At 68.9% G+C, this 23,166-nt stretch carries 22 protein-coding genes; 14 read left to right on the top strand and 8 right to left on the bottom strand.

Going from position 1 to position 23,166, the window contains the following annotated elements:
- The first annotated feature begins 238 nt into the window (after positions 1-238).
- The gene (locus ACIRP7_RS44440; protein ID WP_403672411.1) at positions 239-1,108 is read left to right on the top strand and encodes a helix-turn-helix domain-containing protein; all 870 of its coding nucleotides are present in this window, start codon (positions 239-241) and stop codon (positions 1,106-1,108) included.
- A 179-nt stretch (positions 1,109-1,287) separates the two neighbouring features.
- Positions 1,288-2,220, top strand: a complete 933-nt coding sequence (locus tag ACIRP7_RS44435; RefSeq protein ID WP_403672408.1) for an NADP-dependent oxidoreductase — start codon at positions 1,288-1,290, stop codon at positions 2,218-2,220.
- 88 nt (positions 2,221-2,308) lie between these two features.
- Here the strand turns inward: ACIRP7_RS44435 and ACIRP7_RS44430 are convergent, their stop codons facing one another.
- The 3 genes from ACIRP7_RS44430 to ACIRP7_RS44420 form a co-directional block, all read right to left on the bottom strand.
- The gene (locus ACIRP7_RS44430) at positions 2,309-3,271 is read right to left on the bottom strand and encodes an SDR family NAD(P)-dependent oxidoreductase (RefSeq protein ID WP_403672405.1); all 963 of its coding nucleotides are present in this window, start codon (positions 3,269-3,271) and stop codon (positions 2,309-2,311) included.
- Between the two features lie 615 nt (positions 3,272-3,886).
- Entirely contained in the window at positions 3,887-4,876 is a 990-nt protein-coding gene (locus ACIRP7_RS44425; protein ID WP_403672402.1) for an aldo/keto reductase, read from the bottom strand.
- Between the two features lie 61 nt (positions 4,877-4,937).
- Positions 4,938-6,209, bottom strand: coding sequence for a multidrug effflux MFS transporter (locus ACIRP7_RS44420; RefSeq protein ID WP_403672399.1), 1,272 nt, complete (start codon positions 6,207-6,209; stop codon positions 4,938-4,940).
- Positions 6,210-6,618: 409 nt separating this feature from the next.
- Here ACIRP7_RS44420 and ACIRP7_RS44415 point away from each other — a divergent pair, with 409 nt between their 5' ends.
- Complete coding sequence (locus ACIRP7_RS44415) at positions 6,619-7,902, top strand: SGNH/GDSL hydrolase family protein (RefSeq protein ID WP_403672396.1); 1,284 nt, start codon at positions 6,619-6,621, stop codon at positions 7,900-7,902.
- Between the two features lie 219 nt (positions 7,903-8,121).
- On the opposite strand, the gene ACIRP7_RS44410 is transcribed toward ACIRP7_RS44415, so the two are convergent.
- Together ACIRP7_RS44410 and ACIRP7_RS44405 are read right to left on the bottom strand one after the other, a co-directional pair.
- Positions 8,122-8,991: a helix-turn-helix transcriptional regulator gene (locus ACIRP7_RS44410; RefSeq protein WP_403672393.1), complete on the bottom strand. Its 870-nt coding sequence runs from the start codon at positions 8,989-8,991 to the stop codon at positions 8,122-8,124.
- Positions 8,992-9,095: 104 nt separating this feature from the next.
- Positions 9,096-9,965, bottom strand: coding sequence for a helix-turn-helix transcriptional regulator (locus ACIRP7_RS44405; RefSeq protein WP_403672390.1), 870 nt, complete (start codon positions 9,963-9,965; stop codon positions 9,096-9,098).
- A 464-nt stretch (positions 9,966-10,429) separates the two neighbouring features.
- On the opposite strand from ACIRP7_RS44405, the gene ACIRP7_RS44400 reads away from it, so the two are divergent.
- The 11 genes from ACIRP7_RS44400 (at position 10,430) to ACIRP7_RS44350 (ending at position 20,131) form a co-directional block, all read left to right on the top strand.
- Positions 10,430-10,762: a carboxymuconolactone decarboxylase family protein gene (locus ACIRP7_RS44400; RefSeq protein WP_403672387.1), complete on the top strand. Its 333-nt coding sequence runs from the start codon at positions 10,430-10,432 to the stop codon at positions 10,760-10,762.
- Positions 10,763-10,866: 104 nt separating this feature from the next.
- Entirely contained in the window at positions 10,867-11,274 is a 408-nt protein-coding gene (locus ACIRP7_RS44395) for a cupin domain-containing protein (protein ID WP_403672385.1), read from the top strand.
- Positions 11,275-11,309: 35 nt separating this feature from the next.
- Positions 11,310-12,326, top strand: coding sequence for a zinc-dependent alcohol dehydrogenase family protein (locus ACIRP7_RS44390; RefSeq protein WP_403672383.1), 1,017 nt, complete (start codon positions 11,310-11,312; stop codon positions 12,324-12,326).
- 116 nt (positions 12,327-12,442) lie between these two features.
- Complete coding sequence (locus ACIRP7_RS44385) at positions 12,443-12,868, top strand: nuclear transport factor 2 family protein (RefSeq protein WP_403672380.1); 426 nt, start codon at positions 12,443-12,445, stop codon at positions 12,866-12,868.
- A gap of 115 nt (positions 12,869-12,983) precedes the next feature.
- Positions 12,984-13,355, top strand: a complete 372-nt coding sequence (locus ACIRP7_RS44380; RefSeq protein ID WP_403672377.1) for a DUF2255 family protein — start codon at positions 12,984-12,986, stop codon at positions 13,353-13,355.
- A 67-nt stretch (positions 13,356-13,422) separates the two neighbouring features.
- The gene (locus tag ACIRP7_RS44375) at positions 13,423-15,009 is read left to right on the top strand and encodes a Na+/H+ antiporter (RefSeq protein ID WP_403672374.1); all 1,587 of its coding nucleotides are present in this window, start codon (positions 13,423-13,425) and stop codon (positions 15,007-15,009) included.
- A 57-nt stretch (positions 15,010-15,066) separates the two neighbouring features.
- Positions 15,067-16,026 (top strand): amidohydrolase family protein, encoded by a 960-nt coding sequence (locus tag ACIRP7_RS44370; RefSeq protein WP_403672371.1) that lies wholly within the window; start codon positions 15,067-15,069, stop codon positions 16,024-16,026.
- A gap of 415 nt (positions 16,027-16,441) precedes the next feature.
- Positions 16,442-17,428: an aldo/keto reductase gene (locus tag ACIRP7_RS44365; protein WP_403672369.1), complete on the top strand. Its 987-nt coding sequence runs from the start codon at positions 16,442-16,444 to the stop codon at positions 17,426-17,428.
- A gap of 357 nt (positions 17,429-17,785) precedes the next feature.
- Positions 17,786-18,730, top strand: a complete 945-nt coding sequence (locus ACIRP7_RS44360) for an amidohydrolase family protein (protein WP_403672366.1) — start codon at positions 17,786-17,788, stop codon at positions 18,728-18,730.
- Positions 18,731-19,130: 400 nt separating this feature from the next.
- The gene (locus tag ACIRP7_RS44355) at positions 19,131-19,298 is read left to right on the top strand and encodes a hypothetical protein (protein ID WP_403672363.1); all 168 of its coding nucleotides are present in this window, start codon (positions 19,131-19,133) and stop codon (positions 19,296-19,298) included.
- Positions 19,295-20,131: a hypothetical protein gene (locus ACIRP7_RS44350; RefSeq protein ID WP_403672360.1), complete on the top strand. Its 837-nt coding sequence runs from the start codon at positions 19,295-19,297 to the stop codon at positions 20,129-20,131. Before ACIRP7_RS44355 ends, ACIRP7_RS44350 begins: the two co-directional genes overlap by 4 nt.
- Positions 20,132-20,352: 221 nt before the next feature.
- Here the strand turns inward: ACIRP7_RS44350 and ACIRP7_RS44345 are convergent, their stop codons facing one another.
- From ACIRP7_RS44345 to ACIRP7_RS44335, 3 genes are read right to left on the bottom strand one after another with little or no spacing between them, the layout of a single operon-like run.
- Entirely contained in the window at positions 20,353-21,483 is a 1,131-nt protein-coding gene (locus ACIRP7_RS44345; RefSeq protein ID WP_403672357.1) for a sensor histidine kinase, read from the bottom strand.
- 26 nt (positions 21,484-21,509) lie between these two features.
- Positions 21,510-21,818: a winged helix-turn-helix domain-containing protein gene (locus ACIRP7_RS44340; protein WP_403672355.1), complete on the bottom strand. Its 309-nt coding sequence runs from the start codon at positions 21,816-21,818 to the stop codon at positions 21,510-21,512.
- Positions 21,797-22,213, bottom strand: coding sequence for a response regulator (locus ACIRP7_RS44335; RefSeq protein WP_403672352.1), 417 nt, complete (start codon positions 22,211-22,213; stop codon positions 21,797-21,799). Before ACIRP7_RS44335 ends, ACIRP7_RS44340 begins: the two co-directional genes overlap by 22 nt.
- Positions 22,214-23,166: the final 953 nt, after the last annotated feature.

Below are 23,166 nucleotides of genomic sequence, written 5' to 3'. Positions count from 1 at the left end.
CCCATAAAAAAACCGTTGTTAAAACACTCGACCCACACCCCCGCTCCGGCCTATCTACGGCCGGCCCCCCCCCCCCCCCCCCCCGCGGGGGGGCGGGGGGGGGGCCCCCCCCCCGCCCCCCCGGCGCTGTCACAGGACCGACCACGAACCCCGAGGAGATCGTCGCCCACTGGCCGATCAGCCAGGGGAACGATCTGTCCCCCTCACAAGATGCGGCGTTTGTGCGAGGCTGAAGGTCATGAACCGCAACCCGCATCTCAACGAGCTGGGTGAATTCCTCAAAGCCCGCCGTGCTGAACTCACCCCCTCCGATGTCGGCCTCCGCGGCGGACCCCGGCGGCGGGTGAAGGGTCTGCGCCGTGAGGAAGTGGCACTCCTCGCCGCGATCAGCACTGAGTACTACACACGGATCGAGCAGGGCCGGCTCCAGGCATCGGCTCCCCTCCTCGACGAGATCGCCCAGGCTCTGCGGCTCAACGACGACCAGCGCACCTACCTCTTCGACCTCGCGGCCAAAGAGCGGGTTCGCCGGTCCGCGTACCGCGAGCGCCAGCAGGTGGACGCGCAGCTGCAGCGCATGCTGGACGATCTCACCGCCTCCCCGGCCTTCGTCATCGGCCGGTGCACCGACATCCTCGGCTGGAACCAGCTCGCCGCCGCCCTGTGGACCGATTTCGGGCGCTACCCCGAGCCGGAGCGGGTGTTCGTCCGGCTGCTGTTCACCGAACCCTGGATGCGCGAGCTGTACGTCGACTGGGAAGAGGTCACCCGACTGGCCATCGCCCAACTGCGCATGGAGAGCGCGCGCTACCCCGACGACCAGCCTCTCACCGCACTGGTCGAGCAACTCTCCGCCCGTGACGCGCAGTTCCGGCAGTGGTGGACCGAACACGACGTCGCGATGCGGGGCAAGGGCGTCAAGAAGCTGCGCCACCCGGTGGTGGGCGAGCTGACGCTCGACTGGAACACCCTCACTTGTGGCACGGATCCCGACCAGCACATCATCGTGTGGAACGCCGAACCCGGCACCCCCTCCCACGACAAGCTGCGCCTCCTCGCGTCCTGGGCCGCCGACCAGAAGCCGACGGCGTCCGACGCGGCGACCTGAGCCCCCTCTGCACGCGCGTCCACAAGGGCTGACCAGCGGTGCGGTGACGCGCATGGGGGGAGGAATGCGTCCCCCCTATGACCGTATCCCCGCCAAGATGTTTCCCCTTTTCCGGGCGTACGCAAGACGGAAAAGTCGAACACCTCAACGACCGCATGTCAGACAACGAGGTGCTTCGCATGAAGGCTGTAGGTTTCACGGAATTCGGCGGGCCGGAAGTGCTTCACGTCCTGGAGCTGCCTGTCCCGGATGCCGGCCCGGGAGAGGTGCGCATCCGGGTACGCGCCGCGACCGTCAACGCTGTCGACGCCCTCCAGCGCAGCGGCCCCGCCCGGTCCCCGGATGCCCGGCCTCCGTTCGTTCCCGGCATGGAGGCCGGCGGCGTCGTGGACCAGATCGGCGCGGGTACCGACACGGACCTGAGCGTCGGTGACCACGTGATGGCGATCGTGCTCGCCGACGGCTCCCACGGCGCCTACGCCGAGCAGGTCGTCGTACCTGCCGAGTCGGTGGTCCGCGCACCCCACGGCGCGAGCGACGAGCAGGCCGCGTCGCTGCCGATGAACGCTCTGACCGCGCGCCTGGCCCTGGACACGCTCGGCCTGGAGGCCGGGCAGACCGTCGCCGTCACAGGAGCGGCCGGCGCGGTCGGCGGCTACGCCGTCCAACTGGCCAAAGCGGACGGGCTGCGGGTGGTGGCCGACGCCTCGGAGCAGGACGAGACCCTGGTCAAGGAACTCGGTGCCGACATCGTCCTCCCTCGCGGCGCCGCGTACCCGGACCGGGTACGCGAAGAGGTCCCGGAGGGCGTCGACGGACTCCTCGACGGCGCCTCGCTCGGCGCTCTCACCGCCCGGGCGGTACGAGACGGTGGCCGGGTGGTCACACTGCGCGGCTACGACGGTCCCGGCGAACGCGGCATCGTCTACGAGCCCATCGTCGTGTTCCGCTACGCCCGTGAGCGCGCCAAGCTCGACCGACTGCGGCAGCAGGTGGAGGACGGCCAGATCACCCTCCGGGTGGCCAGGACGTTTCCGGCGGAGCAGGCCGCCGAGGCACACCGGCTCCTCGCCGCTGGCGGTGTGCGGGGCCGACTGGTGCTGACGTTCTGATGTGCGACACGTAAGGGCGCCGAGGGGGCACCCCTCGACGCCACCGCACGGGTGTGGCCGGACGCCGGACGACGTCCGGCCACACGTGCTACGCGGCGAACGCGTTCACGTCGGCCAGCTCCGCCGACAGCTCCCACAGGCGCGCCGCCTGCTCCGGGTCGGTCGCCCAGTCCTTGACACCGCGCATCTCGCCGTCGGCGGGAGCGGGCTCGGCGACGTCGCAGTCCTCGAGGTAGAGGCCGCCCAGGTCGGCCAGCTGGGGTGAGGTCGCCGCCCACACCTGTGTGGCCGCGCCCCGCTGCGGGGTCTTGAAGAAGTCGGGGTCGCGCAGGTTGCCGTCCTCGTCGAACCAGCCGAATTCCACCTTCTCCTCCTCGGGCACGTGCCGCAGGAGCGGTGTGATGATGACGCCGGGGTGCACGGCGAAGGCGCGGACGCCGAAGTCCTTGCCAAGCCTGTCCAGGTGCACGGCGAAGAGCGCGTTTGCGGTCTTCGCCTGCCCGTACGCCTGCCACTTGTCGTAGCTCTGCTGCCAGTGGATGTCGTCCCAGCGGATGCCGGACATGTGGTGGCCTCCGGAGGAGACGGAGACGACCCGTGCGCCACCGGTTTCGAGGGCCGGCCACAGACGGTTGACGAGGGCGAAGTGGCCGAGGTGATTGATCGCGAACTGGGCCTCCCAGCCGGGTCCGACCCGCGTTTCGGGGCATGCCATGATCCCGGCGCTGTCGATGAAGAAGTCGACACTCCTGCCTGAGGCGAGGAACCTCTCCGCGAAGCCGCGCACGCTCTCCAGGTCGCCGAGGTCCAGCTCGTCCACCTCGACGCCGGAGACCCCCTGCAACGCACCCCGTGCGTCTGCGGGCCGGCGCGCGGGGACGACGACACGGGCGCCGGCCCGTGTGAGCGCACGGGTGGTCTCCAGGCCGATGCCCGAGTAGCCGCCGGTGACGATCGCGAGCTTCCCGCCCAGGTCGATGCCCTGGAGGACGTCGTCGGCGGTGCTCCTGGCGTCGAACCCGGAGCCGATCTTGTGTTGTGCGGTGGTCATGGTCAAACACTCCAAACTAGAGCAGCGGAGAATTCCCGACGTTCGGGAAGGGCGTTCAGTTACGTCTCTCGGGGAGGAGCGGCCCGCGGCGGCCAGGGGTCACGCGAGGAGTGCGACGCAGCCGAGCGCGGCGCCGGGTCAGCGAGACGGCAGTCCGTGCGGCCGAACAGGCCGATCAGCATCACTGAGCGGGACCCGCAGCAGTGCTCCGGCCGCGGCTCATCCTGTTCCCGTCGGGGGTGTCCAGGTGAGTGCAGGCCGGCGTGCGCCACGCCGGGTGATGCAGGCCGGTTTCAACGGCATGGTGAAGACGCTCGGTCCGCCGTCCACTTCCGCGTTGGACAGTGAATTCTCCCTTGCCGAGGGAGAAGTGAAGAGGGTCCTTTTCCCTCCCCGGTACCGGTCTTCCGGGGGATGGAGTCCTCCCCCACCCGGCGCCCTGCATATGAAGCGGGCTCCGTACGCCGGGCCGGGTTCTGGCGAGGTTGGCCATCCGCTCCTGAGGGGGTGAGCCTGGCGCCGGATGATCTGGAGTTCGATCATCGGACAACAGGAACGGCCGCCGCGTCACGATGCGTTCCGGGGCCGCCTCCTGCACGCAGGCCGTTGCGTGGTCTACCAGGCGTATGCCTCGGGTGCCTCGCCACCGGGGCCGGGCCAGATCTCATCAAGCTTGCGCAGGGTGTCGTCCGACAGCTGCACGTCGAGAGCCCGCAGGCCGGCCGCGAGCTGCTCGGGCGTGCGGGGACCCGCCATCACGGCCGTGAGGACGGGGTTGTGCAGCAGCCAGGCCAGCGCGACGTCGGCGGGCGGTGCGCCGAGCTCGGCGCACAGAGCCTCGTACGCCTCCAGCTGGGGCCGGTATCGCTCGATGGTCTGCCGCATCTGGGCGGAAGCGCGGCGGCCGTTCTCGATCTTCTGCAGGACTCCACCGAGGAGGCCGCCGCCCAGAGGGCTCCAGGGGATGAGCCCGATCCCGTAATGGCGCAGGGCGGGAATCACTTCCAGCTCGATGGTGCGTGCGGTGAGGTTGTACAGGCTCTGCTCGGACACCAGGCCCATGAAGTGGCGATCGGCTGCCGCGTTCTGGGCGGTGGCGATCTGCCACCCGGCGAAATTGCTGCTGCCGACGTAGGTGATCTTGCCCTCGCGGACCAGCTGTTCCATGGCCTGCCAGATCTCCTCCCACGGCGTCGACCGGTCGATGTGGTGCATCTGGTACAGGTCGATGTGGTCGGTCTGCAGGCGCAGAAGGCTGGCCTCGACCGCCCGGCGGATCTTGTACGCGGACAGGTACTTGTCGTTCGGGCCCGGGCCCATCGGCTGGTACAGCTTGGTGGCCAGCACGATCTGGTCCCGACGTCCGCCGCCTTGGGCGAGCCAGCGCCCGATGATCTCTTCCGACAGGCCGTAGCCCTGCTTCATGTCGGGTGACTGCGGGCCGCCGTACACGTCGGCGGTGTCGAACAGGTTGATGCCCGCGTCCACCGCCGCATCCATGATCTTGAAGCTGGTGGCCTCGTCAGTGGCGTCGCCGAAGTTCATGGTGCCCAGTGCGAGGCGGCTGACCTTCAGGCCGCTGCGGCCGAGGTGTGCGTAGTGCATGGGGTGTCCTTTCTTGGCGGCGCGGGATGGATGCGTACCCGTCCCGCGCACGGCGGGAGGGTCAGGAGGCGGACGTCACCTGGTCGACGGGTCGTCCGGGGGCGACGGTGTGCTCCGCCGCCCTGGTGCGGGGGTGCACGGCGAGGGCGTGGACGATCACGGCGAGGAGGCCGCAGGTGACGGTCACGAGTCCGAGAGGAAGGGCGGTGCCGGAACCACCGAGGCCGACGAGCGGGGCGGCCATCCCACCGAAGGCGAAACGCGCCATGCCGAGCAGTGAGGACGCGGTGCCGGCGATCTCGGGGTAGTGCGCGAGGGCGAGCGAGGTGCAGGGCGGGGTGGTAGTGGCGACGCCACTGACCATGGTCAGCAGGGACAGCACGATGGCGGCCAGCGGCAGTCGCAGCGCGCCGGTGGCGAGCAGGCCTGCCGCGCCGGTCAGGGTCATGGCCAGGCCCAGGACGAGGGTGCCCTTTTCCGACCACCGTTCGGAGAGCCGTCCGGCGACGAAGCCGAACACCATGAAGCCGGCGGAGTTCAGGCCGAACGCGAACGAATAACCCTGTGGGGAGAGCCCGTAGATGCCCTGCAGGACGTAGGTGGCGCCGCTGAGGTAGGCGAACAGGGCGGCGTTGACGAACCCGGTGATCAGGACCGCGCCGAGGAAGAGACGGTCGGCCAGCAGTCGGCGGAAGTCGCGTCCGCTCTGGGCCAGTCCGCCGCCCGTGCGCCCGGCCGCGGGAAGGGTCTCACGGAAGACGGTGAGGCAGGCGGTGAGGATCACGGCGCCGAGCAGGGCGAGGAATCCGAAGACGCCGCGCCAGTCGGTGAATGCGGCGAGCTGGCCGCCCAGGACGGGTCCGACGATGGCTGCCAGTCCGCCGATCACGGTGAGGCGGCCGTAGTAGCGCACGAGCTTGCCGCCGGAGTACAGGTCGCGTCCGGCGGCCTGGGCGATCACGATGCCGACGGCCCCGGCGAGGCCCTGTACGAAGCGGGCGGCGACCAGTGACTCGACGCTGGGGCTGAACGCGCACAGCAGTGAGGTGGCGATGTAGGCGACGGCACCGGCCAGCATCGGGCGGCGGCGGCCGAACCGGTCCGACAAGGGGCCCGCGACCAGCTGGCCGAACGCCAGACCGAGCAGACAGGCGGTGACCGTGAGCTGCGCGGCCGACGTCGACGCGTGCAGTTCGTTCGTGAGCGCCGGCAGCACCGGCAGGTAGAGGTCCATCGAGATCGGCCCGAACACGGTCAGCAGGGCCAGCACGACGGCCAGGGCACGGCCGGGCGTCCGCTCGCGCGGCGCGCTCGGGATCACTGGGGTACTCACACTGCTCCCATCAGAAGGTCTGCGGTCGAGCGGCCGACGACCCGGCGCGCTCAGATCAGGCGATGGTGGCGGCGCCGATGACTGAGCGGTGACGGACGTCATGGCCGGCACGCGCTCATAAGCCTCATTGACCTGGTAGGCGGAGATCACTTCGGTGTCGTCGACTTCTCCGGTGCCATAGTTCGGTTACTCCATTGCGCTCGGTTGCCTACGGGTCACACGAAAGACAGCCGAGGGATTTCCGAATCCCGCATGGGGTTCCCCGGCTTGAGAAAAAACCCGCGAACAGCCGCGTTCCCGCCTGAGCGTCACCTATCCAGGTACAAATCCTTACCCCCCTCAGCGCGGGCATTCGGTGCAATTCTGCAAGGGCACAACCTGCGACGCCCTCTCCAAGGAGCAGCGCCATATGTCCTCAGAAAAGGAGTGGATGACGATGAAGTTCCGCACCCGACGTACCCGCGAGGTCACGTTGGCATTGCTGGTGTCCGGGGCGCTCGCCGCGTCCGGCACGGCGGCGGCCGACGCGACAGGGCAGCCATGGGTCGGTGGGTGGGAAGCGGGCATGACGGCCGGCGGGCCCAGTTTCTCCGATCAGACGGTGCGGATGGTGGTGCACACCACCATCGCGGGGCAGAAGGTGCGGCTGCGATTGAGTAACAAGTACGGCAGCGCACCGCTGGTGATCGGTGCCGTCAACGCCGCCGTACGCACCTCGGGCGGGAGTGTCGCCGCCCACACCCGGCACAAGGTCACCTTCCACGGCGCCCACGGAGCAGTGATCCCGGCAGGGGGCGAACTCCACAGTGACGCCGTCGACTTCACCGTCACCGCCGATGAGGACCTGCTGGTGAGCGTCTATCTTCCGAAGAGGACCGGCCCCGCCACCTTCCACTCCGTCGCCCGGGACACCAGCTACGTCTCCACGAGGGGCGACCACACCGGGGACACCGGCACCGCGAACTACCCCGGCACCACCAGCTCCTGGTACTTCCTGGACGGCCTGGACGTCCTCAACTTCCGCGCACGCAGCACCCTTGTCGCCTTCGGCGACTCCATCACCGACGGATTCGCCTCTTCACCGGGCACCAACACCCGCTGGCCGGACGACCTCGCCCGCCGCCTCGCCGCGCAGCCGGGTGGCAGCCGCCTGGGCGTTGTGAACGCGGGTATCAGCGGCAACCGGCTCTTGACCGACGCACCGGCCGCCGAGCCCGAACTCGGCGTCAGCGGATCGGATCGCTTCGCCCACGACGCCCTCGGCGCCTCCCGGGTCCACAGCGTGATCCTGCTCGAAGGCATCAACGACATAGGCAACAACGCCGGCCCCGACGGCAAACCACTCACCGTCCAGGACCTGATCGACGGCTACCGCGCCCTGATCGCCAAGGCGCACACCGCCCACGTCCGCATCTACGGCGGCACCCTCCTCCCCTACAAGGACGCCACCTACACCAACACCAAGGGCGGCCCCTACTACACCGCCGCCGGCGACGCGATCCGCCAGAAGGTCAACCACTGGATCCTCACCAGTCACGCCTTCGACGGCACCATCGACTTCGCCAAGACCGTCGCCGACCCGTCCGACCCACTGAAGCTCCGCGCCTCCTACGACAGCGGAGACCACCTGCACCCGAACTCCGCGGGCGACCAGGCGATGGCGAACGCCATCGACCTCGCGCGGCTGCACTGACCCGCGCGGTCCGATGCGCCGAGCGGCACGACGTTGCAGGTGAACGAGATTCGCCGGCGCCATGGTTGAAGGCGCCGGCGAGTAGCGGCGGAAAGCAGAGACAGTCCCTGAGCGAGGCAGGTGCGCACGTGACTTGCTCGCCCCGGCGGCCTCGCTTGGCGGCGGCCACGGTGGTCCCGAGCCCTGTGACTGTCGGCGAACCGTTTGGCCCCGGAGACTTCAGGCTGCCTCATTCTGTGCGGGCTGGTCCGGTTCCGCGGTCCACGACGCCAGGAACAGAAGCCCGTCGTGGGACGGGCTACCGGGATCGGCGGTCGCGATCACCAGCTTCTGTGTGGGGTCGGCGGTGGGGGTCAGACTGTCCCAGTCGAGGGTGAGGTCGCCGACGATCGGATGGCGCAGCCTCTTGGTGCCCATCCGCAGGCCGTTCATCTGGCGGCCCGCCCACCACTGCCGGAAGTCGGCGTCGGCGACGGACAACTCGCCGACGAGCGCGGTCAGTCCGGGGTCGCCGGGGTGCCGGGCGGCCTCCAGGCGCAGATGGGCGACGCAGGTGCGGGCGTTCGTCCTCCAGTCGAGGCAGAGCTCCCGGAAGCCGGGGTCGGTGAACATCAGCCGCGCGTAGTTGCGCTTCTTGGCGGGCACGTTGTCGAAGTCGGTGAGCAGAGCGGCCGCGAGGGGATTCCAGGCGAGGATGTCGAGGCGCCGTCCGAGGACGAGTGCGGGGGTCGTGGTCAGCTCGTCCAGGATACGTCTGAGCTGCGGGTGAACCTTCTGCACCGGTCGGCGGCGTGGTTCGCACTCGCCCCCCGCAGCCAGCTCGAAGAGGTGGTCGCGCTGGGCGTCGTCGAGGTGCAGGACGCGGGCGAGCGTGGCGAGCACCGACCTCGACACAGGGGCGCGCCCCTGTTCCAGCCGGGCGTAGGCGTGGGTGCTGATCCCCACGAGTTGGGCGACCTCCTCACGGCGCAGCCCTGGCACTCGCCGGGCCGTCCCGGACTCGGGCAGACCGACGGCCGGCGGGCTGACTTGGGCCCGGCACACCTTGAGGAATTCTCCCAGTTCAGACAATTGCACCTTGGTGTACATAGCATCGAGTGTCACAGTGTTCAGCCGAAATGTAAGGGGGAGGTTTTTCTCCCAGGTCTGTCGTCTGTCCTTCGCGGATCGGCGGGGCCGGTCAGGCCGTCGTATCAGCCGGCCGTCCCGGCCGTGAGCCCGCCGGGCGGACCGGTGGCCCGCGAGGCGAGGGCGCGCAGTCCGTCGTACGACGGCGTGCCCGGCTCTGCTGTCCAGACGACGAGTTCCTGATCGGGATCGCCGCCGCAGACGAGGGTGTCCCAGTCCAAGGCGAGTTCGCCCACGAGGGGATGGTGGAACCTCTTGACGCCCGCCCTGCGCGACGGCGCGGGACGACTTCCCCACCATTGGCCGAATTCGCTGTCCTCCACGGAGAGTTCCCCGACCAGGCTGATCAACTGCGGATCCTCGGGGTGTTTGGCGGCCTCCCTGCGCAGATGGGAAACGCAGTCACGGGCGACGGCCCGCCAGTCTGCGTAAAGCGTCCGCATGGAGGGATCGGTGAAGAGGATGCGGACGCAGTTCCGCCTGCCTTCCGGCACCTTCGCGAAATCGGTGAACAGGGCGACGGCGAGCGGATTCCACGCCAGGATGTCCATACGGCGGCCGATCACCACGCCAGGACTCGAGGTGAGATCGTCGAGCAGGCGGCGCAACTGCGGATGCGCCTTCTGTGCGGCCGGACGGCGATGTCGTGCCCGTTGTCGGCCGCCCAGTTCGAACAAGTGGGCACGCTGGTGATCGGACAGGTGCAGCACATGGGCGAGAGCAGCCAGCACTGACGCGGACGCCTGGATGCGGCCCTGCTCCAACCGTGTGTAGTAGTCGGCGCTGATGGAGGCTAGCAGGGCGACCTCCTCCCTGCGCAGGCCGGGCACGCGTCGGCCACCGGTGTCGGGCAGACCGACGGCGCCCGGGGTCAGCTCGGCCCTGCGCGCCTTGAGGAATTCTCCCAGCTCATTCACATGCGCGTCGCCGGTCATGACGCCAGTGTGGCATCGCTCGGCCATCGGGAGGGGGGTAAGGATTTCTCCCCTGGATAAGAGATTCCTCGGATGGAATTCTCCCCTTTGCAGGGGCACCTGACGGTGACAGGCTCGGTGGCGCGTTCGGTGACCGGGATCGGTCTGCGGAACGTGCACCCCCCATGAGCGGAACGACCGACCTGCGGAAAGAATGATTTCCCGGACGTCACCGATATCCAGTATTTCTGTGGCAGGCGGAGGAGGCGAGGGCAGCCGGTGCGGACGGATGCCTCCTTCTTCGGCCGCGGCACGGCGCTCACCGGTGACCCGCACACCCCCGACACCCGTGCCGGCTGCCTCGAAACCCACGTGTATCTCATCTCGCCCTCGCCTCGATGCTCGGTGAGCCCACCCAGCCCCCCCGACAGAGACCGGGCAGCGTGAAGTCCCCCCACCCGAAACCACGCCAGGAGCACCACCTCATGTCTGAACGGAAGAAGTTCGCGCCGCCGGCCATCCAGGAGTTCGCCCCCAAGCTCGCGGAGGTGACCGACACAGTCCTGTTCGGGGACATCTGGGAGCGGCCGGGCCTGTCCCCTCGGGACCGCAGCCTCGTCACCGTCACCGCTCTGGCCTCTCTGTACCGGATCGACCAGCTCGGCTTCCACCTCGGCAAGGCGCTGGAGAACGGTGTCACCAAAGACGAACTGATCGAGGCCATCACCCATCTGGCCTTCTACGCCGGATGGCCCAACGCCATGTCGGCGATGACCCAGCTCAAGGAGATCGTGGAGAAGTCCGACCAGTCCGGCTGATGCTCCTCCGCCCGCACATATCCCAACCCACATCTCGGGCTCTCCCCCCACACACCGCCGCCGCGCGGTCCGGCGGCAGCACCACACCAGAGGAACGACACACCATGGAACTGCTGAAGCGGCCTCCCACCACGAAGCTCCCTGCCGAGTGGTTCACCGGTGACGCCTACGCCGACGTGATCCACCGCGGTGAGGACCCCTCGCGGATGCGGGCCAACCTGGTCCGGTTCACTCCCGGAGCCCGCACCGCCTGGCACTCCCACGCCCTTGGCCAGACCCTCTACATCGTCGAAGGCATCGCCCTGGTGCAGTCCCGTGGCGGCGACATCATCGAGGCCCATCCCGGCGACGTCATCCACACGCCCCCGGGTGAGGAGCACTGGCACGGTGCCGCTCCCGACCAGTTCATGGTCCATCTCGCGCTGTGGGAGACGGACGACACCACCTGGCTCGAACACGTCCCGGACGACGACTACAACGGCCCGCGCGTCAGCACCCGTACCCGCCCCTGACGCCACGACAGACCGAGAGGAACTGGGAGGCCATTATGCGAGCAACCATCATTCACGCGCCCGGGGACATCCGGGTGGAGAACGCCCCCGAGCCGAAGATCGTGGCGCCCACGGACGCGGTCATCCGCACCGTCGCCACCTGTGTGTGCGGATCCGACCTGTGGAGCTACCGGGGCATCAACCCGGTCACCGAACCGCAGCCGATCGGCCACGAGTACGTCGGCATCGTCGAAGAGGTCGGCAGCGACGTCTCGAACGTCCAGCCCGGCCAGTTCGTCATCGGCTCCTTCATCGCCTCCGACAACACCTGCCCGAACTGCCAGGCCGGCTACCAGACCAACTGCATACACCGGGACTTCCCCAACGGCTGCCAGGCCGAGTACGTCCGCGTCCCCCTCGCCGACGGCACCCTGGTCGCCACCCCGGAGCAGCCGACCGAGGAGCTGATCCCCAGCCTGCTGACGCTCTCCGACGTCATGGGCACCGGCTGGTACGCCGCCACGGCGGCCGAGGTCAGGCCCGGTTCGACGGCCGTGGTCGTCGGTGACGGAGCGGTGGGCCTGTGCGGCGTCATCGCCGCCAAGGAACTGGGCGCCGAGCGCATCATCGCCATGAGTCGGCACGAGTCCCGGCAGAAGCTGGCCCTGGAATTCGGCGCGACCGACATCGTTGCCGAACGCGGCGAGGAAGGCGTCGCCCGCGTCAAGGAACTGACGAAGGGCATCGGCGCCGAGTCCGTCCTCGAATGCGTCGGTACCCAGCAGTCCATGCACCAGGCCCTGCAGTCCGCCCGTCCCGGCGGCAACGTCGGCTTCGTCGGCATGCCGCACGACGTGGAGATCGACGGCCAGGAGCTCTTCTTCTCCCACGTCGGTCTGCGCGGTGGTCCCGCCCCCGTGCGCGCCTACCTTCCCGACCTGATCGAGCGCGTCGTCGGCGGCCGTATCAACCCGGGCAAGGTCTTCGACCTCACCCTGCCCCTGGACGAGGTCGCAGAAGGTTACAAGGCCATGGACGAGCGCCGCGCCATCAAGGCATTGCTGCGCCCGTGATCTGAAGTCCGGGCGGTGGTGGGCGCCGGTCGACGGCTCCCACGACCGCCGGCCCCGACTGGCGGCGGCTCGGCCGCCAGCCCGTCGCAGCCACCGAACAGAACGGACCGACAGCCATGACCAGCGAGGCGATCGCCACCGTCGAGGCGTACTTCGAGTCCTTCGGCACGCGTGACTTGGAGCGCGTCCTCTCCCACTTCACGCCCGAGGCGACCTGGACGATTCCGGGCGATCCGGCGCTGACCCCATGGGCTGGGAGCCGCACCGGTCCGGGGGAGATCCGGCAGTCCCTCACCGCGTTCTTCGCCGCCGTCGAGCCGCTGTCATTCGAGCTGGGCACCATGGTGGAGGCCGACGGACGGGTCCTGGCACCGGGCCGGTACTCCTCCCGGTTCCACCCATCGGGGCAGGTACTCGAAAGCGAGATGATCCTGCGTTTCACCGTCACCGACGGGCTGATCAACGACTATCGCGTCTTCGAGGACTCACTCGGCATCACCCGTACCCACCTCGGCGAGCCGCTCACCACCACTCCCGCCTGAACACGACGAGTGTTCCGGCACCCTCCACCACAGCGGCGCCGCCTTACGCGTTGCCCGGCCTCGGGAGTTCCCGCATGTCCGCCCCGCTCGCCGCCTTCTCGACCGGAGAACACCGATGACGAAATGGACGAACGACGAACTCGATCGCATCGCCGCGGCCGACGAGTTGGAGATGGTACCGCGCCGAGGTGACGGCACACTGCGGGGTCCGGTGCCGATCTGGGTCGTCCGCGACGGCGACGACCTCTACGTCCGCTCCTTCCGCGGTACGGACGGCGGCTGGTGGCGCACAGCCCGCGCCGGCCACGAGGGGCACATCCGCTCCGGAGGCGTCGACAAGGACGTCACCTTCGTCCAGGTGGCGGACTCCGAGGTCGACGACCGCGTCGACACCGCGTACCGCACCAAGTACGGCCGCTTCGGCGACGCGTACGTCAACCCCTTGGTCGCGGCGCGAACCACGACACTGCGACTCGTGCCCCGATGACCGAGACGATCCCGGTGGAAGCCGCTGAGCCACCACCGACAGCCATTCCCGCACAGGAGTAAGCACCATGCTCGGTCTCGAACTCGTTGTCGTCCTGGGTGCGGCCGTGCTGGTGGGCAACGTTCTGGGGCAGCGCTTCCACGTCGCGCCGCCCGTCGTGCTGCTCGTCGTGGGCGCGCTCATCGGCCTCGTCCCGGCCGTCCGCCAGACCCAACTCCCGCCCGAAGTAGTGTTGTTGCTCTTCCTTCCCGTGTTGCTGTACTGGGAGAGTCTGACCACGTCGATGCGGGAGATTCGTACGAACCTGCGCGGCATCGTCCTGCTGAGCACGGTCCTGGTGATCCTCACCGCAGGGGCTGTGGCGGTCGCCGGGCACGCGCTGGGACTGCCGTGGGGACCGGCGTGGGCCCTGGGCGCGGCCGTCGCCCCCACCGACGCCACAGCGGTCGGCGCACTGGCCGGCTCCCTCCCTCGGCGTCAGATCACCGTGCTGCGCGCGGAAAGCCTCGTCAACGACGGCACCGCACTGGTCATCTACGGCCTGGCGGTCGGCATCACCGTCGGCGAGGAGCACCTCACACTGCCGCACGTCGGAGCGCTGTTCCTGCTGGCCTACGGCGGAGGGGCCGCGGTCGGCGTTGCGGTCGCCTGGATCAACATGAACCTGCGACGCAGGCTGGACGATCCCCTGCTGGGCAACCTCGTCATGATCCTGGCGCCGTTCACGGCGTATCTGCTCGCCGAACAGATTCACGCCTCCGGCGTCCTCGCGGTCGTTGTGAGCGGCCTGATCATGGCCCAGGTGGCTCCGAGCCTCATCCGCGCCGATCACCGCCGTCAGGCACTGGCCTTCTGGCCGCTGGCCACCTTCATCATCAACGGCACGCTGTTCGTCCTGGTCGGAGTGGAACTGCAGTACGCACTGCGCCACCTGAGCCGATCCGACCTCAGGGACGCACTGATCGCGGTCGGAGCGATCAGCGTGGTCCTGGTCGCGGTCCGGTTCGCTTTTCTGTTCTCCTCCGCCTACCTGATCCGCGTAATCGACCGGCGTCCCGAGCAGCGGCTGCGGAGAATGAGTGACCGGGCCCGCGTCGTCAGCGGGTTGGCGGGCTTCCGGGGCGCGGTGTCGCTGGCCGTGGCGCTCTCCGTACCGGAGACCCTCGACTCGGGTGAGCCGTTCCCCGGTCGAGCGTTCATCGTCTTCGTCACCTCGGGCGTCATCGTGGTGACCCTCGTGGTGCAGGGGCTGCTGCTACCGGGCGTGGTGCGCTGGGCCCGGCTGCCGCGCGACACCTCCGTCGACGAGGAACAGGTCCTCGCCGAGACGACGGCGACCGAGGAGGCCATCAAGGCGCTGCCCCAGCTCGCCCTTGACCTGGGCACCACCCCGAAGGTCATGGAGTGGCTGCGCCAGGAGTACGAGGCCAACCTGGCGACCGCACGAGCGAGGGGCGCGGGCACCCACGACGATCCAGCCCTGCTCCACAACCGCCACTACACCGACCTCCGCCTCGCCCTCATCGCCACAAAGCGTGCGACCGTCGTCCGCCTGCGCGACGAGTCGCAGATCGACGACACCGTGCTCCGCCGGCTCCAGGCGGCCCTGGACAACGAAGAGGTCCGGTTGGCCGGAGGCGAGCAGGTGGAGTAGGCGGATTGCGGTATTTGCCTTGACGACGCGAGCCCCACGAGAAGGAATCCCGCTGCCATGTCCTCCAGCCTCATCGATGTCCACGCCCACCTGCTTCCCGACTTCTACGTCCAGCAGGCGACGGCAGCCGGCCACACGCACCCCGACGGCATGGGCGGCTGGCCGTCATGGTCCGTGCAAGCCCATCTCGATCTGATGGACCGCAACGGCATCGAGACCGCGATGCTCTCCATGTCCTCCCCCGGTGTGCACTTCGGCGACGACAAGGGGGCCCGCCTCCTCGCCCGGCGCGTCAACGAGTACACCGCCGAACTGACCCGGGACCACCCGGGCCGTTTCGGCAACTTCGTGTCGCTTCCGCTGCCGGACGTCGAGGGTGCGTTGGAGGAGATCGCCTTCTCCTTCGACGAACTCGGCGCCGACGGCGTGGCGTTGATGACTCACACCCACGGGGTGTACCTGGGCGACCAGCGCCTCGACCCGGTCTTCGCGGACCTCGACCGGCGGCGGGCGGTGGTCTTCCTGCACCCCACCTCACCCGCGTGCTGGGAACAGTCGGCGCTCGGCAGACCCCGTCCGATGGTCGAGTACATCTTCGACACGGCCCGAACCGTCACGGACCTGGTGATGGCGGGCGTCCTGACGCGTCACCCGAACATGCGGGTGATCGTCCCGCACTGCGGCGGCGCGATTCCCGTCCTGGCCGACCGCATCAACGAGTTCATGAGCCTGTTCCTGCATGCGCGCCAGCCGCCCAGCCCCGACGCGGTGCAGCAACTCCGCGGCCTGTACTACGACATGGCGGGCACAGCCTTCCCGCGCCAGGTCCCCGCACTGCTGAAGCTCGTCGACCCTGACCGCGTGCTCTTCGGCAGCGACTACTGCTGGACGCCCGCGCCGTTGGCCGACGCCCACATCGCGGCGATCGACGCGGCCGAACCACCGGCGCAGGACACGACATGGCGATCGCTCACGACGGCGAACGCCAAGCGCCTGTTTCCGCGGACAACGCGGTGAACCGCAGTACACCGGCCCTCAGCGCGATCACGCTCCCGACGTGGCCGGCACGATGGCCACCACCAGAGCTGCGGCCGAGCCGTCACGACGAACTCCGCGGTCAGGGTGAGGTCGTCGAGCAGGTACCCCATCTGCGGCTGGAACTCCTGGCCGTCGTGGGCGCGGCGATCGACCCGTCAGGGTCAGGAGGTACTCGCGCTGGTCGCCGTCGAGGCGGAGAACTCACGTGAGTACGTCGAGGCGGCCTCCGACGCGCTGTCGCGCATGACACGTCGGCATGGTCGTCCCGCCCTGTACGTAAGTCGACGGGCTCGACGCACGAAGGAAAAGCAATTCGCGACGACACCGGATGCGGCGGCGGCCTGCCCATGGCCTGGAGCCCACCCACCGGTATTGCCAGCAACGAGGAGGAAGAATGCACACCCGAACGCTCGGACGTGACCTGCGTGTCTCCGCCATCGGTCTCGGGGTCATGGGAATGTCCCAGAGCTACGGCCCCAACCCCGGCGATCGCACCGACATGATCGCCGTACTGCGTAGTGCCGTCGACCGCGGAGTCACGTTCTTCGACACCGCGGAGGTGTACGGCCCCTACGTCAACGAAGAGCTCCTCGGAGAAGCCCTCGCTCCGGTACGGGACCAGGCAGTGATCGCCACAAAGTTCGGATTCCGCATCGAGAACGGCTCCCCCGCCGGACTCAACAGCCGGCCCGAGCAGATCCGCGCCGTCGCTACCGCTTCCCTCAAACGGCTCAGGGTCGAAAGGCTCGACCTTTTCTATCAGCACCGCGTTGATCCTGAGGTGCCGATCGAAGACGTCGCCGGCACCGTGGGGGAGCTCGTACAGGAAGGTAAGGTGCGCTGTTTCGGGCTTTCCGAGGCCAGTGCGCAAACCATCCGCCGCGCACACTCGGTGCACCCGGTGACGGCAGTGCAGAGCGAGTACTCGCTCTGGACCCGGGACCCCGAGAATGAGGTTCTGCCGACCTGCTGGGAACTCGGCATCGGATTCGTACCCTTCAGCCCGCTCGGCAAGGGGTTCCTGACCGGGACGGTGGACGCGACGACGCCATTCACCGCCGACGACGTCCGCACGAACATTCCACGGTTCACAGCCGAGAACCGGGCGACGAACCAAGCCCTCGTCGACCACGTCACACGGCTTGCGCAGGCCAAGGACGCTACACCTGGCCAGGTCGCGCTCGCCTGGCTGCTCGCGCAGCATCCGTCGATCGTTCCGATCCCCGGAACCCGGCGCACCGCACGCATCGAGGAGAACATCGGCGCCACCCGACTGCCCCTCTCCGCCGACGAACTGGCCGACCTCAACGAACTCGCCGACCGCGTCGGAGTACAGGGAAACCGCTACAACGAGCACCACATGTCCCTGGTCGACAAGTAGCCTGGCCTGTCCATTTCGCCCAGCCGCTTTCCTACACCGCTCCTTCTCCGGGCCCACCCAGTGCCCAGGTTCTCGGCGAACAGTTCTCCAGGTCGGCCGAAAAGCTGTCGCGGCACACCACCCGTACGCCTCCGCGCCGGGCGTGTTCCAGTTCGCCGGAAGCCTTCGTAGCGTTCAGTGAATTGCGAACCCATGGGGCCCAGCCCGGTGCTCAAGGTCAACGCCGGAATTGATCGGAGACGTGGAGGCACTGACCGCGACAGGGGCAGTCCGACGTACCTGCACCAGCGAATCCGGGATCCGCCCCGCCCCTTTCCTTCCCCCTTCCCCCTCCCTCGACGATTGAAGAACCCCTTCATGCGCATCGACACGCACGCTCACGTCTACCCCAGCGACTACCTGGACTTCCTGGCCGACTCGGGCGTCACGACCACCGGCGGCCAGCGCGGGCTCGGGGCCGACGACACCGACAAGGAACTCGAGGCCCGCTTCTCCCTGATGGAACGGGCCGGTGTGGACCGGCAGGTGATCTCGGCCTCACCGGTGACGGGCGCACTGCCGGATCCGGATCAGGCCGCCGCAGCCGCACGCATGATCAACGACCGGTACGTCGACCTGGTGGATCGCCACCCCGACCGCTTCCTGGCCTTCGTCGTGCTTCCTCTGCCGCACGTCGACGCGGCCTTGGCCGAACTCGACCGCGTCCTCGACGCTCCGGGAGTGGTGGGCGTGGCCCTCACCACATCGGCCGCGGGCCGGGCGCTGACCGACCCGGCCTTCGCACCGGTATGGCAGGAACTCGACCGCCGCGGCACCGTGATGTACCTCCACCCCGCCGGAGACGGCGTCGCCTCCCCGCAGATCATCGACCACCACCTCACCTGGATGGTCGGCGCGCCCGTGGAGGACACCGTCGTAGCGGCCCAGCTCATCACCCGTGGGTTCGTGACGCGCTACCCCCATGTACGCATCCTCAACTCCCACTTCGGCGGCGCGTTGCCCATGCTGCTGGAGCGGTGGGACAACCTTGCCCACTTCGAGGCACCGGATGCCCCCCTCCCTCCGAGCCAGGCGGCGCGCCTGATGTGGTACGACACCGTCGCCCACAGTTCCCAGGCGGCACTGCGAGCCGCGGTCCAGGCGGTCGGCGCGGACCGACTCGTCCTCGGCAGCGACTTCCCGTACCAGGGCGGCGAGCACTACCTCGACACCGTCGCCTACATCGAACGGGCAGGTCTCGACGCAGCGGACACCCAGGGCATCCTGGCCGGCAACGCAGAAGCACTTCTGCGACTGGCCTGATCCTCGGGGGCTTTGGAGACCATCCGGGGCCGGCAGGACAGCCGTGGCCGGATGTCAGGACGGGATGGTGGTGGGGGGGGGGGGGGGGGGGGGGGGGCCCCCCCCCCCCCCCCACCACCATCCCGTGCAACAGGAACCAACAGGCAGGCAGCATCCGGTCGGTGATCCGCTGCTGAACCCGGCAGCAGAGCCCGGTGGCCGGTTCACACCTGCAGACAACGGCCGCCCTTGGCCGGCCGGTCCTGGGCGCGGCGCCGACGCGAACAAGCGCACGGGGTTGTACCGCGGTACCACCTGATGGTGCGGGGTTCCTCCCGCGGTACCACGACCTGCTCGACTGTCGCACCTAGCGTCCTTGCAGGGCACCGAACGGCGGTAGCCCGGTTCGAAGGATGAGCAGATGATCAAGGCACGGCAACTCGCGAAACGCTTCGGGGACAAGACAGCCGTCGGCCGGCTGGACTTCTCGGTGACGCCTGGGATGGTGGCCTGGTTCCTGGGGCCGAGCGGTGCGGGCAGCTCGGTTCCCGGGGGTTCCACCTCCGCTCTCCCCGGAGAGCCCTCATGACCGATACCAGCCAGGCACGCCGCACCGGATTCCCCTACGCCAAGGTTCCCGCCCTCACAGCGATCTTCTGGGTCGTCAAGTTGCTCACGACCGGTCTGGGGGAGTCGGCCTCGGACTTCATGTTTCTGGGCGGCCACTGGATCACGCTGATCGTCACCACTGTCGTTCTCGTCGGCGCTTTCGTGTGGCAGTTCCGGACGTCCCGATACCAGGCAATCCCGTATTGGACCGCGGTCCTCGGCGTCGCCGTCTTCGGCACGGCCGAAGCCGACATCGTGGCCTTCGTCGTCGGCGTACCTCTGCCGCTGGTGGCCGGCGGATACGCCGCTGCCACCGCTGCCGTACTCGCACTCTGGTACCGGTCGGAAGGGACGCTCTCGGTTCACAGCATCACCACGCGGCGCCGCGAGACCTTCTACTGGCTGACCGTCATGTGCAGCTTCGCCCTGGGCACCGCGGCAGGTGACCTGACAGCCAGCACCCTGGGACTCGGCTTTGTGGGGTCCATTGCGTTGTTCGGCGTCGCCATCGTTGTTCCGTGGACCCTCTACCGCCGCGGGGCCCTCCATCCGGTCACGGCTTTCTGGGCGGCATACGTCCTCACCCGGCCGCTGGGCGCCTCGGTGGCCGACTGGCTTCTCAAGCCTGTCCACGATGCCGGTGAAGGGGGTGGTGGTCTTGGCCTCGGGTCAGGCGCGGTCACCTTCGGGGGGCTCGTGCTGTTCGTGATCGTGGTCGTCTATCTCGCGATCAAGCGCCCTGACGTGCAGGATCCGATCGAGAGTATCGACACCCACCGCGCCGCCTCTCCTGCCGGAACGCCGAACTCCTAAGCAGAGGGAGTTCGGGACGGGCTGGCGACGCTGGTGGTCATGGCCCCCATCGCCGATGCGATCCGGGCGTCGCCGGCCAGGGTCCTTCGGGATGCAGGCCGTGTCGCGCGCCACGGCAGCCGCACGGTCTCCGGAGTCGGCGACGCACACTGAGCACACGGCTCGGCGTCTTCGCGACCGCGACCTGCTCATCACCGCCGCTCCGGGACGGGCCGATGGAGTCAGCGGGAGACCGGAGGCAGGCCGGCCCCGGGGACGTGTTCCTGCGGTAGGCGCAAGGTGAACGTTGTTCCCTTGCCCAGTCCAGCGGATTCCACGGTGATGTCTCCGCCGTGGGCCCGGGCGATGCCCCGCGCGATGGTCAGGCCGATGCCGCTGCCACCGGCAGCAGCGGGCCGACCGGGATGCTCGAGGCGTTCGAAGCGGTGGAAGATGCGTTCGAGGTCGGGTGCGGCGATGCCGATGCCGTCGTCCATGACGCGGACGATCACGTGGCGCACGGGAGCAGGTTCGGTGTGCACGGACAGCACCACATGCCCGTGCGGATCGCATGCGGCCAGTGCGTTGCCCAGCAGGTTCACCAGGATCTGAGTGATCCGGTCCGGGTCGCAGAACGTGCCGACGGGTGTGCCTGCGTCCACGGCCAGGGCCACCGTCTGGTCGTCGTACTGGGGGCGCAGACGCTCGGCCGTGGCCCGGGCCAGCGTGGCCACGTCCGTGGGCTTGCGGTGAAGGTCGAAGGCCGCCTCCTCAGACCGGGACAGGCTGGAGAGGTCGCCCGCCAATCGCTGCAGCCGGTGAAGGTCGTCGGCGAGGGAGGCGAACATTGCCTCATCGGGGACGAAGATGCCGTCGGCCATACCCTCGATCTGGCCGCGGAGGATGGTGATGGGGGTGCGCATCTCGTGGGCGACCTCGGAGATGAGCCGGGCGCGGCGGCGTTGGGTGTCAGCGAGGGCTGCCGCCAGCGTGTTGACGTCTTGGACCAGCGCTGCCAGACCCGGCTCGCTGGGGAGTTCGAGGATGTCGTCGTAGTGTCCCTCGGCGAGTCGGCGCGTGGCGGCGCGCACCCTGTCGAGGGGACGCAGCAGAAACCGGGTCAGGGCGAGGGACGCCGGGAAAGCCGCGGCCCCTCCGGACAAGAGGCCGATCTGCAGGACTACGTCGCCTTCGATGTCGTCAAAACCGAGCCACACCTCGATCAGCGCGCTGATCGCCGCCATGGCCGCCAGAGCCAGGAGGAGGACCATGAGGTGCGAGAGCACGAGCCGGTTACGCAGCGGCATCCGCTGCTGGATTCGGCGCAGCCGCGCACGAAATCGGCGGTAGGCCGGGAGGCCGGAGAGCGGCATGGATAGGTGTCCTTCCTGGCCGCTGGCTAGGCGGGGCGCCCGACGAACCGGTAGCCGATGGTGCGGACGGTGCCTACGAACCGAGGTGCGCTCGCCTCGTCGCCCAGCGCGCGCCGCAGAGTACGGATGTGCACGTCCACGACGCGCTCGTCGCCGAAGAAGTCATCGCCCCACACCTGGGCCAGCAGGCCACGCCGGGTGAAGACCCGCCCGGGGACACGGGCCATCGCGAACAACAGATCGAAGTCGAGAGCGGACAGCTCCACGGTCCGGTCGGCATCGACCAGCACGGTCCGCGTCTCGGGATCGACAGTCAGTCCGTCGAAGCACAGCACGCCGTCCTCGTGGTCCGCCTCGGACCGGCTGTCGGTGCGCCGCAGGATGGCCCGCACCCGTAGTGCCAGTTCGCGGGGCTGAACGGCTTGGCGACGTAGTCGTCGCTGCCGGTGGTGAAGCCGATCAGCCGGTCGACCTCTTCGTCGCGGGCGGTGAGCATGATCACCGGGATCTGGCTCGCCTCCCGGATGCGGCGCAGGACCTGGAAACCGTCCAGGCCCGGAAGCATCACGTCGAGGACCACAAGGTCCGGCCGGTCACGGGTGAGCGCCTGCAGGGCGGACGGTCCGTCCGCGGCTTCGACGACGTGGAACCCGTCCGCCTCCAGGTAGCCGCGCACGGTCATGCGGATCTTGGGCTCGTCATCGACGACCAGAACGCGCTGCGTACTCATCGTGCTCGCTTTCCATCGCCGAGGTAGTAAGAGGGAGGGGGAAGGCCGTAATGGCCGCGGGGCACCGGCGGCATGGAGGCAGAGGGCCTCGAGTGCAGCCAGCGTACGGTGCCTGTCGTGGCCGGCGACGCTCTGTGGGCCGGCCTCGCCCGACGAGCGCCGCGCTGCCGAGCAGTTCGATGGGGGTCAGTAAGGGCGCCCACGGCACCGGGCGGAAGCGGTAGCCGTTGGGGCCGGAGTGGACGAGGTGTGGCAACGCCGTCGCGTCGGCTGCGGCGAAGGACTTGCCCGCGGCCACGGCCTCCAAGGTGACCAGGGCTCTGGGGCTCCGCAGAGCCTGGCATGCAGACGATGTCGCCCAGCACATCCAGGGGGCTGGGGCAGGACCGCCACTGCGTGCTGCAGTTCGTGGGCGCTCTTCTCCTCGTCGAGTCGGCCCGCCAAATCAGGACGCAGGCGCGCGTCTTGTCATGGTTCCTAGCCGTCTTCGAGAAGAGGTCCAGGTCAGTCCGTAGGAGGATGGCGTGGCTGGGGAAGCCAGGCCGGTGTGCAGCAGTTGGACCGCCCTTGAGGGTGGACGCGGTGACCCCGCGGGCGCGGCAGCCGGTGGACCGTGAGCCCTTCCTCCACGCTCGTCCCGGCACCAGCCTCCGCCGGGCAGATCGCGCACCAGCTTCCCTTCCCCGTCCTCCGTGCCGCGTTCGCCCGGCCAGGCGACATCGATCTCCGTCGATGGCCTCCCCCGTCCCGCCGACGCCGGCCTTTGCACAGAGCCCGTCCGCGCCCCTTGGCGGGGCACCGGGCGGCAGGCCGGGCCGACGTACGGTCGCGGTTCAGCGAGAGCCTGAGCGGCGTATACGCGCCTTCAGCTTCGGGAACTGTTCGAGGGCGTTGGTTCGTTCGAGAGCGATCCGCCGGCGACGGCTGTAGATCTCGTCGACGGTCGGTTCGGG

Origin of the sequence: Streptomyces sp. NPDC102270, assembly GCF_044766405.1 — a bacterium.
Lineage (GTDB): Bacteria > Actinomycetota > Actinomycetes > Streptomycetales > Streptomycetaceae > Streptomyces.
The sequence above is the reverse complement of the archived record's forward strand: the minus strand, read 5'-3'. Positions and strand labels throughout refer to the sequence as shown.